Here is a 14,309-nt window from a genome sequence, read left to right as displayed (position 1 = left end):
GACGGCCATGGCAGCTCCCAACCGTGCCCTGGTCCTGTTCGCGCATGGCGCGCGCGATGCGCGCTGGCGCGAGCCGTTCGAGCGGCTGCAGCAGAAGCTGGCCACAGCCCTGCCCCAGTGCGAGGTGCGGCTGGCGTTCCTGGAGCTGATGTCGCCGCTGCTGCCCGATACGCTGGCGGAACTCGCCGCGCGCGGCGTGGGCGAGGTCACGGTGGTCCCGGTGTTCTTCGGCCAGGGCGGCCATATCCGGCGCGACCTGCCGGCGCTGCTCGACCAGTGCAGGCAGGCTTATCCCGGCCTGCGCATTCATTGCGCTGCCGCGGTGGGCGAATCTGATGCGGTGCTGGATGCGATTGCGGCTTACTGCGTTGCGTCGCTGCCGGGGGCTGCTGCGCAGTCCTGAAGACTTCAAAACCCTAACGAAAAAACCCCGTGCCGGAATCCCGGCACGGGGTCATTATTTCGACAAAGCTCAATGCCGCTCGGTTTGCTCCCCTCTCCCATCAATGGGAGAGGGGAGACAACTCGCATTTCCAGCGCCGCGCCCCTGAAAAATCAGGCAGCGTGCTGCGCACGCACTTCAGTCACGCCTGCATCCTCCCGCGGCGCCTCAGTCGCGCGCGCGGCCAGCGCCGCGCCGATCATCAGCAGGCTGGGCTGCACCGGGTCGATCCAGGCCGCGGCCTCGCCCGACGCCATCTGGCCGAGCGTGAACTCGCGGCTGCGCTGGCGCGGCGTGGTGGCGGCTTCCACCACCCATGCCGGCGTCGACGCGGGCTTGCCATGCGCGATCAGCTGCGCGGCAATGGTGGCGGCCTGGTCGCGGCCCATGTAGTAGACCAGCGTGTCGGCCTTGACCGCGGCTTCGATATCCGGCGAGCCATCGCCGTCCGCCGCCTTGGCCTGCGTGGCAAACGCCACGCTGCGCGACACGCCGCGCTTGGTCAGCGGCTTGCCGATGGCCGACGCGGCCGCCAGCGCGGCGGTGATGCCGGGCACCACCTCATACTCGATGCCGGCCGCTTCCAGCGCCTGCAGTTCCTCGTCGGCACGGCCGAACAGCATCGGGTCGCCGCCCTTCAGGCGCACCACGCGTTCATACTTGCTGGCCAGGTCGACGATCTGGCGGTTGATGAACAGCTGCGCGGTAGAGCGCTGGCCGCAGCGCTTGCCGACCTCGACCAGCTCGGCCTGCGGACACCAGGCCAGCATCTCCGGCGACACCAGGGCATCGTGCAGCACCACCTGGGCTTCGCCCAAAAGCCGTGCACCACGCACCGTAATGAGGTCTGCCGCACCGGGGCCCGCCCCGATGAGGAACACCTTTCCGTAAGTCTTGCGCGCCTGCTTGTCCATCTGTTGCCCCTTGTCCGCTCGTTCCTGTTCGTTACCGCTCAGGAGAACGCACGGATCATGCCTGCGGCCACCGTGTGGTTGGTCGCTTCGTCGATCAGCACGAAGGCGCCCGTTGCCGGATTGTCGCCGTAGGCATCGCACACGATCGGCTTCTGCAGCGAGATCTGCACCGAACCGATGTCGTTCAGGCGGATGTCGTGGCGGCCGGTCTCGTGCGACAGCGTGTGCACGTCCAGCACGCGGTCCACCGCCGACACGCGCGCGAATACGCTGGCCGTGGTGTGCTTGAGCACGTACTTGCGCGACGGGTTCAGCGACTCGTCATCGAACCAGCACAGGTCGGCCTGCAGCTTCTTGGCGGATGCCGCCGTCGCATCGGCGGCGACGAACATGTCACCGCGCGATACATCGACGTCCTCGGCGAGGCGCACGGTGACCGTGTCGCCGACGTTGGCCGATTCAGCGGCGCCGTTCGGGGTCAGCACTTCGGCCACCAAAGCTTCGCGGTTGGCGGGCAGCACGCGCAGCTTCTGGCCGACGCGCACAGTGCCGGCTTCCACGCGGCCGGCATAGCCGCGGAAATCGTCCGACTGCGAACCGTCCTGGCGGATCACCAGCTGCACCGGGAAGCGCAGCGCTGCGTCGTCTTCGGGCGCGGCTTCTTCCACCGGCAGCTCTTCCAGCAGCGGCAGCAGCGGCTCGCCCTGGTACCACGGCATGGCGTCGCTCTCGTGCACGATGTTGTCGCCGCGCAGCGCGGAGACCGGCACGTAGCGCACGTCCTTCAGGCCCAGCTGCTCGGCCAGTTCGGCGTAGGCGGCACGGATCTCGTTGAAGGTCTGTTCGCTGAAGTCGACCAGGTCCATCTTGTTGACGGCCACGATCACGTGCTGGATTTCCAGCAGCTTGAGGATCGCCGAATGGCGCTTGGTCTGCGCCAGCAGTTCGGCGCGGCCGTCCTTGACGGTGACGCGCGTGGCATCGACCAGCACGATGGCCGCGTGCGCGGTCGACGCGCCGGTAACCATGTTGCGGGTGTACTGCTCGTGGCCCGGCGTATCCGCGATGATGAACTTGCGGCGTGCGGTCGAGAAGTAGCGGTACGCCACGTCGATGGTGATGCCCTGCTCGCGCTCGGCTTCCAGGCCGTCGGTCAGCAGCGAGAAATCGATCTGCTCGCCGGCGGTGCGCTTGTTCTTGGCATTGGCCAGCGCGGTCAGCTGGTCCGACAGCACAGCCTTGCTGTCATACAGCAGGCGGCCGATCAGCGTGCTCTTGCCGTCGTCGACGGAGCCGGCGGTGATGAAGCGCAGCAGGCCTTGATGGGTTGCTTGGTGAGTCATGTCTGGATCCTTTGCTGCGTGCGGCTTAGAAGTAGCCTTCCTTCTTGCGGCGCTCCATCGAAGCTTCGCTGGTCTGGTCGTCCATGCGGGTGGCGCCGCGCTCGGTGATCTCGGTCACCGCGGTTTCGGCGATGATCGCTTCCGGCGAATCGGCAACGCTGGCCACCGGGCAGGTGCAGCTGATGTCGCCGACGGTGCGGAAGCGGACCGACAGCACTTCGCTGACGTCGCCGTCCTGCTTGGGCGTGATCGGCGTGACCGGCACCAGCAGGCCGTTCTTGCGCACCACTTCACGCTGGTGCGCGTAGTAGATCGGCGGCAGCGCCAGGTTCTCGCGGGCGATGTACTGCCACACGTCCAGCTCGGTCCAGTTGGAGATCGGGAACACGCGCATCTGCTCGCCCTGCGCCATGCGGGCGTTGTACAGGCTCCACAGCTCGGGACGCTGGGCCTTCGGGTCCCACTGGCCGAACTCGTCGCGGAACGAGAAGATGCGCTCCTTGGCGCGGGCCTTCTCTTCGTCGCGGCGGGCGCCGCCCATCAGCGCATCGAACTTGTGCGCCTCGATGGTTTCCAGCAGCGTCACGGCCTGCGCGGCGTTGCGCGAATCGGTTTCCTTGCGCAGGCGCACGGTGCCGCGCTTGATCGATTCCTCGACGTGGCCCACCACCAGGCGCGCGCCCAGTTCCGCCACGCGCTGGTCGCGGAAGGCGATCACTTCCGGGTAGTTGTGGCCGGTGTCGATATGCACCAGCGGGAACGGCAGCTCGATCTTGCGGTCGCCCAGGCGGAAGGCCTTCAGCGCCAGATGCAGCATCACGATCGAGTCCTTGCCGCCGGAGAACAGCAGCGCCGGGTTGCGGCACTCGGCCACCACCTCGCGGATGATGTAGATCGATTCCGCTTCCAGGCGGTCAAGATGGTCGTTCTGTACCTGCAACAGGTGCGCCACGCTGCTGGTGGCTTCTGCGATGTCGTTCATGATGCCCATTTTTGTACCGGCCTCAATGCTTGATGTTCTGTTCGTGGAGCCCGCACTCTTTCGAGTCCTTGCTCTCCCACCACCACCGTCCCGCGCGCACGTCCTCGCCCGCGCGCACTGCACGCGTACAGGGTTCGCAGCCGATGCTGGGATAGCCCTTGGCGTGCAGGTCGTTGACCGGCACGTTGTGGCGCTTCAGGTAGGCCCACACCTCCGGCTCGGACCAGTCCGCCAGCGGGTTGAACTTGGGGATGCCGCGGGCTTCGTCCATTTCCTCGAACGGCAGCTCGGCGCGCGTCACGGCCTGCTCGCGGCGCTGGCCGGTCAGCCACGCGTCGGCGTGCGACAGCGCGCGGTTGAGCGGCTCGACCTTGCGGATGCCGCAGCATTCCTTGCGCAGGTCGATGCTGTCGTAGAAGCCGTTCAGGCCATGCTTCTTCAGGTAGTTCTCGACTGCCTCGGCATCCGGCGTGTATTGCTCGATGCTGTAGCCGTAGTGCGACTGCACCTTGTCGAGCACCGCCAGCGTCTCGGCGTGCAGGCGCCCGGTCTGCAACGTGAAGACGCGGATGCCAGCGCGCACGGCGGGGGTACCGCGCAGGATGGCATCGGTCAGCACCATGTCTTCGGCGGCCAGGCTGGAGGCAAAGCGCGCGCGGTAGAAACGCGCGGCAATGCCGGCAAGGCGCTCGCCCAGCTCGCGCTCCTTCTGTTCCAGCGCTTCGATGCTGCCGGTGTACTCGGGCGCGACCCACAGCGCGGGCGGACGCAGCGCCGACACCGCGCCGGCATCCACCACGGGGATATCGCTCAGCACCGTGCTCATGCCGTGGCCTTCGGTTGCACGGCGGCGCCTTCGGTGCGGGCGCGGCGGAACAGCGGCAGCGGTTCGTCGACCGATGCCTGGTAGGTCACGGTGAACTCGGTGAAGCCCTTGATGGCGTCCTCGATGTTCTTGTCGGCGCGCACCGCGAAGGCGTCGAAGCCGCAGCGCTTCATGAAGTTGAGCTGGTCGCGCAGCACGTCGCCGACGGCGCGCAGCTGGCCTTCCCACTTGTAGCGGGTGCGCAGCAGGTAGGCCGTCGAGAAGCCGCGGCCGTCGCGGAACACCGGGAAGTCCACCGCCACCAGCGACACGCGGTCGAAGTAGGCGGCGGCGTCACCCGGCTCGTCTTCCGGAGCCAGCCACACGCCGGTGCGGGCCGCGTCGCGGCCGGCCAGCAGCGCTTCATTGGCCTTCCACACCGACAGCGGGAACAGCACGGCGTCCTGGCCTTGCGCGGCGGCGGCGACCTGCTCTTCGGTCAGCGGCTGCTCTTCAGTGGCGCGCAGCACGGTCCAGTTGTCTTCGACGATCACCGGGGTGACGTTCGCACCGTCGCGTTGCAGTTGAATGATCTTTGCCATGTTCAGTCTCTCCGGTCCTCAGGCTTCGGCGCGCTCGCGCGGCTGCTTGTCGGCATAGACGCGCTCCTTGAACGGGGCGATGCCGATGCGGGACAGGGTTTCGATAAAGCGTTCGTCTTCGATGCGGTTGGCCACGAAGGTGTCGATGATGCGGGTCACCACCTCGGGCATTTCCTCGGCGCTGAACGACGGGCCGATCACCTTGCCCAGCGCGGTCTTGTTGCCCTGCGCACCGCCCAGCGTGACCTGGTACCACTCCGAGCCGTCCTTGTCGACGCCCAGCACGCCGATATTGCCGACGTGGTGGTGGCCGCAGGCGTTGATGCAGCCCGAGATGTTCAGCGAGATCTCGCCCAGGTCATAGACATAGTCGAGGTCGTCGAAACGGTCCTGGATCGCCTGCGCGATGGGGATCGACTTGGCGTTGGCCAGCGAGCAGAAATCGCCGCCCGGGCAGGCGATGATGTCGGTCAGCAGGCCGATGTTGGGCGTGGCCAGGCCAGCCTTCTTCGCCAGTTGCCACAGCGCGTACAGGTCGTGCTTCTTCACGTCCGGCAGCACCAGGTTCTGTTCGTGCGCCACGCGCAGCTCGCCGAAGCCGAACTGGTCGGCCAGGTCTGCCACCGCTTCCATCTGCGCATCGGTGGCGTCGCCCGGGGGCGAGGCCACGCCCGGCTTGGTCGACAGCGTCACCGCGGCGTAGCCCGGCACCTTGTGGCCGTGCACGCTGCGGCTGACCCAGCGCGCGAACGCCTTGTCTTCCAGCAGGTGGTTCTCGTACGAGGCGTCGGTGTCGGCCAGCTTCTCATACGCGGGCGGCGTGAAGTACTGCGCCACGCGGTCGAACTCGACCTGCGTCAGCGTGGCCGGGCCGTCCTTGCTGTGCTGCCATTCTTCCTCGACTTCCTGCGCGAACTTCTCCACGCCGATGGCCTTCACCAGGATCTTGATGCGGGCCTTGTACTTGTTGTCGCGGCGGCCATAGCGGTTGTACACGCGGATGGCGGACTCGACGTAGGTCAGCATGTGCTGCCACGGCAGGTCGTCCTTGATGATCGAGCCCAGGATCGGCGTGCGGCCCAGGCCGCCGCCGGCCAGGATGCGCAGGCGCGTCTCGCCGTCGGCGTTCTTGTAGGCATAGATGCCGATGTCGTGCATCTGCACCACGGCGCGGTCATCCTTCGAGGCCGAGATCGCGATCTTGAACTTGCGCGGCAGGAAGGCGAATTCCGGCTGGAACGTGCTCCACTGGCGCAGCAACTCGGCCAGCACGCGCGGGTCGACCGACTCGTCCGGCGCCACGCCGGCGAAGTGGTCGGTCGTGATGTTGCGCACGCAGTTGCCCGAGGTCTGGATGCCGTGCATCTCGACGCTGGCCAGCTCGGCCAGCACGTCGGGCACGCGCTCCAGTTCCATCCAGTTGTACTGGATGTTCTGGCGGGTGGAGAAGTGGCCGTAGCCGCGGTCGTATTCGCGGGCGATGTGGGCCAGCTTGCGCAGCTGCGTCGCCGACAGCAGGCCGTACGGGATCGCCACGCGCAGCATGTAGGCATGGCGCTGCAGGTACAGGCCGTTCTGCAGGCGCAGCGGCAGGAATTCTTCCTCGGTCAGTTCGTCCGACAGGCGGCGGCGCACCTGGTCACGGAACTGGGCGACGCGCTCGTTGACGATGCGCTGGTCATATTGGTCGTACTGATACATGGCGGGGTCCGTTCAGTATTCGTTGGATTCAGGAAACGAGCTTGATGGCGACAAGCGTCAGCGTGGTCGCCAGTGCGGCGCGCACCAGCCGCTCGGGCAGCGCCCGCGACAGTTGCGCGCCCAGCCAGATGCCGGGGATCGAACCCACCAGCAGCGCCAGCAGCAAATTCCAGTTGACGGTGCCGAGCCACACATGGCCCAGCCCGGCGATCGCCGTCAGCGGGACGGCGTAGGCGATATCGGTGCCGGCGACTTCGGCCGGCTTCATATGGGGGTAGAGCAGCAGGATCAGCGTGGCGCCAACCGCGCCGGCGCCGATCGACGACACCGTCACCAGCACGCCGATCACGGCACCCACCACCACGGTGGCAACGACTTGCTTGCGGCCATGCAGCTGGAAGCGCGGGTTGCGTTCGAGCCAGGCCAGCATCTGCTTGCGGAACAGCAGCGACAATACGGTCAGCAGCACCGACACGCCGATGGTCACGCGAATCGCGTGCAGCCACTGGGCGTTGAGCTCACCTGCGCTCTTGAGCACCAGGATCGCCACAACCGCCGCCGGCAGGCTGCCGATGCACAGGCGCCGCACCACCTGCCACTGCACATGGCCGTGGGCGCGGTGCGCGATGGTGCCGAAGCCCTTGGTGATCGCGGCAAAGGCCAGGTCGGTGCCGACCGCGGTCGCCGGCGAAAAGCCGAACAGCAGCGTCAGCAGCGGCGTCATCAACGACCCCCCACCCACGCCGGTCAGACCGACGAGGACGCCTACAAACAGACCGGAAACGGTATAGGCCAGCGACATGGGGGACTCGGTGGGCCCTGGCCCGTGAGGCTCGCATCACAATCCGGGGGCTGCGAGCGGACGCACTGAGGGCAGGACGTTCATTAACAAAGTTCGAGAATCGTAATAAACTGGCCTCATACCTCAAACTAATAAGAAGTTGTTTGTTTATACGACCCGAGTTATATGAACCTGCACCAGTTTCGCTTCGTGCGCGAGGCCGTCCGGCAGAACTACAATCTGACCGAAGCCGCCAAAGCGCTCTACACGTCACAACCCGGCGTGTCCAAGGCCATCATCGAGCTGGAAGAAGAGTTGGGTGTCGATATCTTCACGCGGCACGGCAAGCGCATCCGCAGCCTGACCGAGCCGGGGCGGCGCATTCTCACCTCTGTGGAGAAAATCCTGCAGGAGGTCGAGAGCCTGAAGCGGGTCGGCATGGACTATGCCGCACAGGACCAGGGCAACTTCACCATTGCCACCACGCATACGCAGGCACGCTACGCGCTGCCGCGGGTCATCGGCGAGTTCACCAAGCGCTACCCCAAGGTCCGGCTGTCGATCCAGCAAGGCAACCCGTCGCAGATCGCCGACATGCTGCTGCATGACCAGGCCGATATCGGCATTGCCACGGAAGGCATCACCGACGACAAGAGCCTGGTATCGCTGCCGGGCTATCAGTGGACGCATATGGTGATTACGCCACCCGATCATCCACTGCTGGACAAGAAGCACCTGGCCCTGGAAGACCTGATGGGCTACCCGCTGATCACCTACGACCCCAACTTCGCCGGCCGGCCCAAGATCGACAAGGCCTTCGAGCTGCGCCACCTGAAGCCGGACATCGTGCTCGAGGCGATCGACGCCGACGTGATCAAGACCTATGTGGAGATCGGCCTGGGCGTGGGCATCGTCGCCGGCGTGGCCTATGATGCCGAGCGCGACCGCAACCTGCGCGGGATCCCGGCCGGGCACCTGTTCGGCAGCAATGTGACGCACCTGGCGGTCAAGCAGGGCGCCTACCTGCGCAGCTTTGTCTACACCTTTATCGAGCTGTTCTCGCCGACGCTGAACCGCAAGCTGGTCGAACAGGCCATGTCGGGCGATCACGAAGCCTACGAACTCTGAGCGCGGCATCCCGCCGCCTCTTTCTATATAAGAAGCAGAAACCAACATGCATTCCCAATCTGTCACGCCGCGCCGGCCGGAGGCGCTGTGAGCGAACCCATGAGCGAAGCCAACAGCGACCTGCCCCGCATCCACTGGACCGAGGACGGCACCGAGCGCAGCGCCGCCTGGCGCTCCGAAGCCGGCAACCCGCCGCCGCGCCGCGTGGTGGTCGCCGACGACACCACCAGCGCCGACACCGCCTACCGGCTCGCCTGCGAAGGCACTGCCCTGCTGTGGCGCGGGGACTTCCAGAATGCGCGCCAGCTGCTCAATGCCATGGCGCGGCGCACCGAGCGCAAGCCCAGGAAGGCCAGCCGGCCGGGCCAGAAGGCCAAGGGTGCGCCCGGCTCCGCCACCGAGGCCTTCCACCTGCACCGGCTGGCGCAGTCGCAACGCGCCCGCACGCTGGGCATGCTGCTGCTGCCGTTCGAGGCCGACCACAGCGTGCCGCTGCGCCGCGCGCCCGATGTGCGCGAAGCCTGCGAGCAGGTCTACGGCCCGGCGGGCGAACCCTATGTGGCGTCGCTGCGCGAGTTGCTGGGCATGATCGGCGCCTATGAGTGGCGCAGAAAAGGCGTGGAGATCCCGGCGCTGGAAGACCGCATCCATCCCTGGTACGGCGTGTTCTCGCCGGTGCGGGGCGAGTATGTCGACCTGGTGGCCGCCGAGCCGCTGCCGTCGAAGTCGCTGGCCTTCGACATCGGCACCGGCACCGGCGTGCTGGCCGCGGTGCTGGCCCGGCGCGGCGTGCAGCGCATCGTCGCCACCGACCAGGATCCGCGTGCGCTGGCCTGCGCACGCGAGAACATCGGCCAGCTCGGCTACGCCGGCGCCGTCGAGATCGTGCAGGCCGACCTGTTCCCGGAAGGTCGCGCGCCGCTGGTGGTGTGCAACCCGCCGTGGGTGCCGGCCCGGCCCAGTTCGCCGGTCGAGCGCGCCGTCTACGACCCGGACAGCGCCATGCTGCGCGGCTTCCTCGATGGGCTGGCCGCCCACCTGGAGCCCGCCGGCGAAGGCTGGCTCTTGCTATCCGACCTGGCGGAGCACCTGGGCCTGCGCCCGCGCGCGCAGCTGGAAGGCTGGATCGAGGCCGCAGGGCTGAAGGTGCTGGGCCGCTCCGATATCCGCCCGCGTCATCCGCGCGCCGCCGACCCCAGCGATCCGCTGCATGCCGCGCGGTCGGCCGAAGTGACCTCGCTCTGGCGGCTGGGCGTGCGCTGACGCGCGTGCCCTTGCAGGCGGAGTTCGGCTATCCTTCCCGTCACAAATAAGACTGGAGGAGACAAGATGCCGAAGTTATTCCGCGCGTTGCCCCGCCTGCTGCCCACCGTCGTACTCGCCACCCTGCTCTGCGCCAGCGCCGCCGCGCTGGCCGATATCCGCGTCGGCATCGACGTGTCCACCACCGGGCCTGCGGCCTCGATCGGCATCCCCTCCAAGAACACCGTGCTGATGTGGCCGCAGACGCTGGGCGGCCAGAAGGCGCATTACGTGATCCTGGACGACGGCTCCGACCCGGCCGCGGCGGTGCGCAACGTGCGCAAGCTGATTTCCGAGGAAAAGGTCGACGTGATCGTCGGCCCCAATATCACGCCGACCGCGCTGGCCGCGCTCGACGCCGTGTCCGAGGGCGAGACGCCGATGGTGGCGCTGGCCGCGTCGGCGTCGATCGTCGAGCCGCAGACCGACGCCAAGCGCCGCTGGGCCTTCAAGATGCCGCAGAACGACTCGCACATGGCGACCGTGCTGACGGAGTACATGAGCAACCACGGCATCAGGACAGTCGGCTTCATCGGCTTTGCGGACGCCTATGGCGAAAGCTGGTGGCGCGAGTTCTCCAGGCTGGCCGAGGTGCGCAAGATCAAGGTCGTCGCCAACGAGCGCTTCTCGCGCAACGACACTTCGGTGACCGGCCAGGTGCTCAAGCTGATGGCGGCAAACCCCGACGCGGTGCTGATCGCCGGCGCCGGCACGCCCTCGGTGCTGCCGCAGAAGACGCTGGGCGAACGCGGCTACAAGGGCAAGGTCTACCAGACCCACGGCATCGCCACCTGGGAATTCCTGCGCATGGGCGGCAAGGACGTCGAAGGCACGCTGTTCCCGACCGGCCCGGTCGTGGTCGCGCGCCAGCTGCCCGACAACCACCCCGTGCGCAAGGTCGCGCTGGACTTCGTCAACCGCTACGAGGGCAAGTACGGCCCCGACAGCGTGACGCAGTTCGCCGGCGACGCCTGGGGCGCGTGGCTGCTGCTGGACGATGCCGCGCGCCGCGCGCTCAAGACCGGCGCCCAGCCCGGCACGCGCGAATTCCGCGCCGCCATGCGCGACGCGCTCGAATCCACCACCAATCTCACCATCCCCAACGGCGTGCTGAACCTCAATGCGAAGGACCACCAGGGCTTCGACCAGCGTTCGCGCGTGATGGGGGTGATCCGCAACGGCAAGTTTGCCTATGCGGGCGACAAGTAGCCATCGCCCGCCCGAATCCAGCATCCTGAAAGGAAGCAACGCATCATGACCACTTCCACCCCTTCCGTCACCGTTGCCTTTATCGGCCTGGGCGCCATGGGCTCGCACATGGTCCGCCACCTGCTGGCCGCGGGCCAAACCGTGCGCGCCTTCGTGCGCCGCCCCGAGGCCGCCGAAGCCGCGCGCGCCATGGGTGCGGAGCCGTTCTTCACGCCCGCCGAGGCCGCGCGCGGCGCCAGCGTCGTCTTCACCAACGTGACCTCGTCCGAAGACGTGCGCGAAGTGCTGCTGGGCGAGCAAGGCGTGATCCACGGCGCGGCGCCCGGCACGGTATGCGTCGACCACAGCACCATCTCGCCGGTGGTCACGCGCGAGATCGCCGCGGCACTGGCCGCGCGCGGCCTCGAGGCGCTCGACTGCCCGGTGTCGGGCGGCACCATGGCCGCCGCGTCCGGCAAGCTGACCATCATGGTCGGCGGCAAGCTCGAGGTGCTGGAACGCGTGCTGCCGCTGCTGGAGCTCCTGGGCACGACCATCACGCATATCGGCGACAACGGCGCCGGCCAGGTCGCCAAGCTGTGCAACCAGATCGCTCAAGTGGTCAATATCGAAGGCATCGCCGAAGCCATGCGCTTTGCCTCGGCGCAGAACGTCGATACCGGCCGCGTGCTGCAGGCCATGTCGACGGGCATGGCGGGCAGCCGCATGCTCGACCTGATGGGGCCCAAGATGGTGTCGCGCAATTTCGCCGCCGGCATCGAGGCGCGGCTGCACGACAAGGACTTCGGGCTGGCGCGCGATATCGCCGAGGAAATCGGCCTGGACCTGCCGGCGATGCTGGCCACCTCGGCGCAGCTGCGCACGCTGATGGCCAATGGCTGGGGCAAGGACGATACCTCGTCGCTGCTGCGCGTGCTGGAGGGCTGAGAGCTGGGGGCCGGCGCTCAGGCGGCTGTCAGGCGCAATACGGCGCGCACCAGCGCGCTGTCGGCATCATTGAAGCCATCGAGCACGTTGAAGTGATGGCATCCCGGCAGCACGAGATCGCTCGCTGCCGGACTGCGGACATTGGCGCGCCACGCCGCCCGCATCAGCGCATGCTGGCGGTGGTATTCGGCCGCTTCCAGCTCGCCCACCGCGAGCGACAGCGGCGCGGCGGTGGCTGGCGTCATATATGCCGGCGACAAGCGCGCCACATCATCTTCCGACAGCCGCAGGTCGCATTGCAGGAACGCGGCGCGGCGCAGCGGTTCCATGTCGTACAGCCCGCTGACCGACAGCCCGCCCTTGACCAGGTCCGCGGGCAGGTCTCGCGCCAGCTGCGGCCAGCGTGCCGCCATCAGCATCGCCACCAGGTGGCCGCCGACGGAATGCCCGGCGGCGAACAGCCGCTGCGGGTCATGCCCCAGTCCGCCGGATTGCCGGTACAGCCACGCCACGCTGCGCAGCACCTGCCGCACGATCTCGGGCACCGTCACCGACGGCACCAGCGAATAGTTGACCACGGCCACCGACACGCCGAGCGCCGGCAGCACGCTGGCGACGAAACTGTGATCGCGCTTGTCGAGCGCGCGGTAGTAGCCGCCGTGGACGAACACCAGCAGCGGCGGCGCCTCTCCGTCATCCGCCGGCGCCGTCGCCGGGAAATAGTCCAGCGTCTCATCCTGCGGATGCCGCGAAGCTGCATCGGCATAGCCCAGTTCCGCGATCAAGCCGCCGCGCTCGCGCACCCGCGCCGACCATTCGCCCCAGCGCGCCATATGCGCCGGGTTGTCCGGCACGTTGGCGCGGTTGTTGTATTCGCGGTCGTAAAAGCCGGGGTCCTGCGAGGGCAGGCTGGCGAGGCTCGCCAGCGAGGCGTGGTCGGTCATGGCGGTCGGTGGATGCGGACTGAGGGCTGGCAGGCGCGTCGCCGGGGGTGCGCGGTGACGGCGATGCTAACCGCAATCGCCATGCACCGGTTATCCGGACCACTACCATCGCCATGGCAGCCGGTTGTCGGTCGCGGGGAATTGCGGCATAATCGCCGGCTCAGCCCGGCATCAGTTCCGATGCCGTCACACCTGCCCGGGTGGTGAAACAGGTAGACGCAGGGGACTCAAAATCCCCCGCCGCAAGGCGTGTCGGTTCGAGTCCGACCCCGGGCACCAAGATTTCCTTCCAAAGCACTCAGCCGTCCACATCATGGACTGCTGCGGCGCATCGCTCGGCATCTCCGGCCTATCGCATCACATCGCCCCCCTTTCCGGCCGAAGTTTGAAGGTGTGTCGGACAGCGCCCACTGGTGCCCATGCGCCTGGCTTCCTATCCTATGGCATTGCCATCCTGTCACCGGAGCCACCATGAGCCGACTGACCCTTCCCGCCCTCGCCTGCGCCACCCTGCTGGCCGGCTGCGCCGGCGCCAATGTGGAAAACCTGACCCAGGCCGGCGGCAGCCTGTTCACCGCAGCCACGCTGTCGGACACCAACGTCAAAACGCTGTCCGACCAGTCGTGCGCGGAAATGGACCAGAAGAACTCCATTGCCCCGCCCGACAGCACCTACGCCAGGCGGCTCGCGACCGTGATGAGCGGGCTGGGCAATACCGGGCTGCCGCTCAATGCCAAGGTCTACGTGACCAAGGACATCAATGCGTGGGCCATGGCCAACGGGTGCGTGCGCGTGTACAGCGGGCTGATGGACTTCCTCAGCGACGACGAGGTGCGCGGCGTGGTCGGACACGAGATCGGCCATGTGGCGCTGGGCCACACCAAGGCGGCGATGCAGGTGGCCTACACCACTGCCGCTGCGCGCGGCCTGCTGGGATCCACCGGCATGGCTTCGCTGACCGCGCTGTCGTCGTCGCAGATCGGCGATCTGGCGGAGACGTTCGTCAATGCGCAGTTCTCGCAGCGCCAGGAAACCGCTGCGGACGATTACTCCTTCAACCTGCTGACCAAGAACGGGGCCAACCGGCAAGCGCTGGCGTCGGCGTTCCGCAAGATGTCGCAGCTTGACGGCGGCCAGTCGAGCATGCTCAGCACGCATCCCGGTTCGTTGGAACGTGCCAAGCATATCGAAGATCGCCTGGCCGGCGGGCGCTGAGCGCGCCGCATTCT

At 67.3% G+C, this 14,309-nt stretch carries 14 protein-coding genes and 1 tRNA gene; 7 read left to right on the top strand and 8 right to left on the bottom strand.

The window, feature by feature from the left end; translation table 11 throughout:
* Window positions 1-7 precede the first annotated feature (7 nt).
* Window positions 8-403, top strand: a complete 396-nt coding sequence (locus tag J8I82_RS15655) for a sirohydrochlorin chelatase (protein WP_209758986.1) — start codon at window positions 8-10, stop codon at window positions 401-403.
* 152 nt (window positions 404-555) lie between these two features.
* On the opposite strand, the gene cobA is transcribed toward J8I82_RS15655, so the two are convergent.
* Genes cobA through J8I82_RS15620 form a run of 7 tightly spaced genes read right to left on the bottom strand, consistent with a single transcriptional unit; the run spans window position 556 to window position 7,591 of the window.
* Complete coding sequence (cobA, locus tag J8I82_RS15650; RefSeq protein ID WP_209758984.1) at window positions 556-1,356, bottom strand: uroporphyrinogen-III C-methyltransferase; 801 nt, start codon at window positions 1,354-1,356, stop codon at window positions 556-558.
* Window positions 1,357-1,394: 38 nt separating this feature from the next.
* Complete coding sequence (locus J8I82_RS15645; protein ID WP_209758982.1) at window positions 1,395-2,699, bottom strand: sulfate adenylyltransferase subunit 1; 1,305 nt, start codon at window positions 2,697-2,699, stop codon at window positions 1,395-1,397.
* Between the two features lie 25 nt (window positions 2,700-2,724).
* Window positions 2,725-3,690 (bottom strand): sulfate adenylyltransferase subunit CysD, encoded by a 966-nt coding sequence (gene cysD, locus J8I82_RS15640; RefSeq protein ID WP_209758979.1) that lies wholly within the window; start codon window positions 3,688-3,690, stop codon window positions 2,725-2,727.
* Window positions 3,691-3,703: 13 nt separating this feature from the next.
* Window positions 3,704-4,507, bottom strand: a complete 804-nt coding sequence (locus J8I82_RS15635) for a phosphoadenylyl-sulfate reductase (RefSeq protein WP_209758977.1) — start codon at window positions 4,505-4,507, stop codon at window positions 3,704-3,706.
* Complete coding sequence (locus J8I82_RS15630; RefSeq protein WP_209758975.1) at window positions 4,504-5,088, bottom strand: DUF934 domain-containing protein; 585 nt, start codon at window positions 5,086-5,088, stop codon at window positions 4,504-4,506. The genes J8I82_RS15635 and J8I82_RS15630 overlap by 4 nt, the downstream gene beginning before the upstream one ends.
* A gap of 18 nt (window positions 5,089-5,106) precedes the next feature.
* Window positions 5,107-6,789: a nitrite/sulfite reductase gene (locus J8I82_RS15625; protein WP_209758974.1), complete on the bottom strand. Its 1,683-nt coding sequence runs from the start codon at window positions 6,787-6,789 to the stop codon at window positions 5,107-5,109.
* Between the two features lie 28 nt (window positions 6,790-6,817).
* Window positions 6,818-7,591 carry a sulfite exporter TauE/SafE family protein gene (locus J8I82_RS15620; protein WP_209758972.1) on the bottom strand — a complete coding sequence of 258 codons (774 nt, stop codon included), beginning with the start codon at window positions 7,589-7,591 and terminating at the stop codon, window positions 6,818-6,820.
* 165 nt (window positions 7,592-7,756) lie between these two features.
* Here J8I82_RS15620 and J8I82_RS15615 point away from each other — a divergent pair, with 165 nt between their 5' ends.
* The 4 genes from J8I82_RS15615 (at window position 7,757) to J8I82_RS15600 (ending at window position 12,136) form a co-directional block, all read left to right on the top strand.
* Window positions 7,757-8,698, top strand: a complete 942-nt coding sequence (locus J8I82_RS15615; protein ID WP_209758969.1) for a CysB family HTH-type transcriptional regulator — start codon at window positions 7,757-7,759, stop codon at window positions 8,696-8,698.
* A gap of 99 nt (window positions 8,699-8,797) precedes the next feature.
* Window positions 8,798-9,961 carry a methyltransferase gene (locus tag J8I82_RS15610; RefSeq protein WP_209758967.1) on the top strand — a complete coding sequence of 388 codons (1,164 nt, stop codon included), beginning with the start codon at window positions 8,798-8,800 and terminating at the stop codon, window positions 9,959-9,961.
* A 66-nt stretch (window positions 9,962-10,027) separates the two neighbouring features.
* Window positions 10,028-11,209 carry an ABC transporter substrate-binding protein gene (locus tag J8I82_RS15605; RefSeq protein WP_209758966.1) on the top strand — a complete coding sequence of 394 codons (1,182 nt, stop codon included), beginning with the start codon at window positions 10,028-10,030 and terminating at the stop codon, window positions 11,207-11,209.
* Window positions 11,210-11,254: 45 nt separating this feature from the next.
* Window positions 11,255-12,136, top strand: a complete 882-nt coding sequence (locus J8I82_RS15600) for an NAD(P)-dependent oxidoreductase (RefSeq protein WP_209758964.1) — start codon at window positions 11,255-11,257, stop codon at window positions 12,134-12,136.
* A gap of 17 nt (window positions 12,137-12,153) precedes the next feature.
* Here J8I82_RS15600 and J8I82_RS15595 read toward each other — a convergent pair whose 3' ends face one another.
* Window positions 12,154-13,080, bottom strand: a complete 927-nt coding sequence (locus J8I82_RS15595) for an alpha/beta hydrolase (RefSeq protein ID WP_209758962.1) — start codon at window positions 13,078-13,080, stop codon at window positions 12,154-12,156.
* Window positions 13,081-13,274: 194 nt separating this feature from the next.
* On the opposite strand from J8I82_RS15595, the gene J8I82_RS15590 reads away from it, so the two are divergent.
* Both J8I82_RS15590 and loiP read left to right on the top strand, forming a co-directional pair.
* Window positions 13,275-13,359: transfer RNA gene (locus tag J8I82_RS15590), tRNA-Leu, on the top strand.
* Window positions 13,360-13,551: 192 nt separating this feature from the next.
* Window positions 13,552-14,295, top strand: a complete 744-nt coding sequence (gene loiP, locus J8I82_RS15585) for a metalloprotease LoiP (RefSeq protein WP_209758960.1) — start codon at window positions 13,552-13,554, stop codon at window positions 14,293-14,295.
* Window positions 14,296-14,309: the final 14 nt, after the last annotated feature.

Source organism: Cupriavidus consociatus (assembly GCF_017814975.1).
In the GTDB taxonomy this organism is placed as follows: domain Bacteria; phylum Pseudomonadota; class Gammaproteobacteria; order Burkholderiales; family Burkholderiaceae; genus Cupriavidus; species Cupriavidus consociatus.
The sequence above is the reverse complement of the archived record's forward strand: the minus strand, read 5'-3'. Positions and strand labels throughout refer to the sequence as shown.

Coding starts and splice junctions, on each gene's coding strand:
- cysD (WP_209758979.1), bottom strand. CDS start 3,690: ATGGGCATCATGAACGACATCGCAGAAGCCACCAGCAGCGTGGCGCAC.
- J8I82_RS15630 (WP_209758975.1), bottom strand. CDS start 5,088: ATGGCAAAGATCATTCAACTGCAACGCGACGGTGCGAACGTCACCCCG.
- J8I82_RS15625 (WP_209758974.1), bottom strand. CDS start 6,789: ATGTATCAGTACGACCAATATGACCAGCGCATCGTCAACGAGCGCGTC.
- J8I82_RS15620 (WP_209758972.1), bottom strand. CDS start 7,591: ATGTCGCTGGCCTATACCGTTTCCGGTCTGTTTGTAGGCGTCCTCGTC.
- J8I82_RS15615 (WP_209758969.1), top strand. CDS start 7,757: ATGAACCTGCACCAGTTTCGCTTCGTGCGCGAGGCCGTCCGGCAGAAC.
- J8I82_RS15610 (WP_209758967.1), top strand. CDS start 8,798: ATGAGCGAAGCCAACAGCGACCTGCCCCGCATCCACTGGACCGAGGAC.
- J8I82_RS15645 (WP_209758982.1), bottom strand. CDS start 2,699: ATGACTCACCAAGCAACCCATCAAGGCCTGCTGCGCTTCATCACCGCC.
- J8I82_RS15635 (WP_209758977.1), bottom strand. CDS start 4,507: ATGAGCACGGTGCTGAGCGATATCCCCGTGGTGGATGCCGGCGCGGTG.
- J8I82_RS15600 (WP_209758964.1), top strand. CDS start 11,255: ATGACCACTTCCACCCCTTCCGTCACCGTTGCCTTTATCGGCCTGGGC.
- cobA (WP_209758984.1), bottom strand. CDS start 1,356: ATGGACAAGCAGGCGCGCAAGACTTACGGAAAGGTGTTCCTCATCGGG.
- J8I82_RS15595 (WP_209758962.1), bottom strand. CDS start 13,080: ATGACCGACCACGCCTCGCTGGCGAGCCTCGCCAGCCTGCCCTCGCAG.
- J8I82_RS15655 (WP_209758986.1), top strand. CDS start 8: ATGGCAGCTCCCAACCGTGCCCTGGTCCTGTTCGCGCATGGCGCGCGC.
- loiP (WP_209758960.1), top strand. CDS start 13,552: ATGAGCCGACTGACCCTTCCCGCCCTCGCCTGCGCCACCCTGCTGGCC.
- J8I82_RS15605 (WP_209758966.1), top strand. CDS start 10,028: ATGCCGAAGTTATTCCGCGCGTTGCCCCGCCTGCTGCCCACCGTCGTA.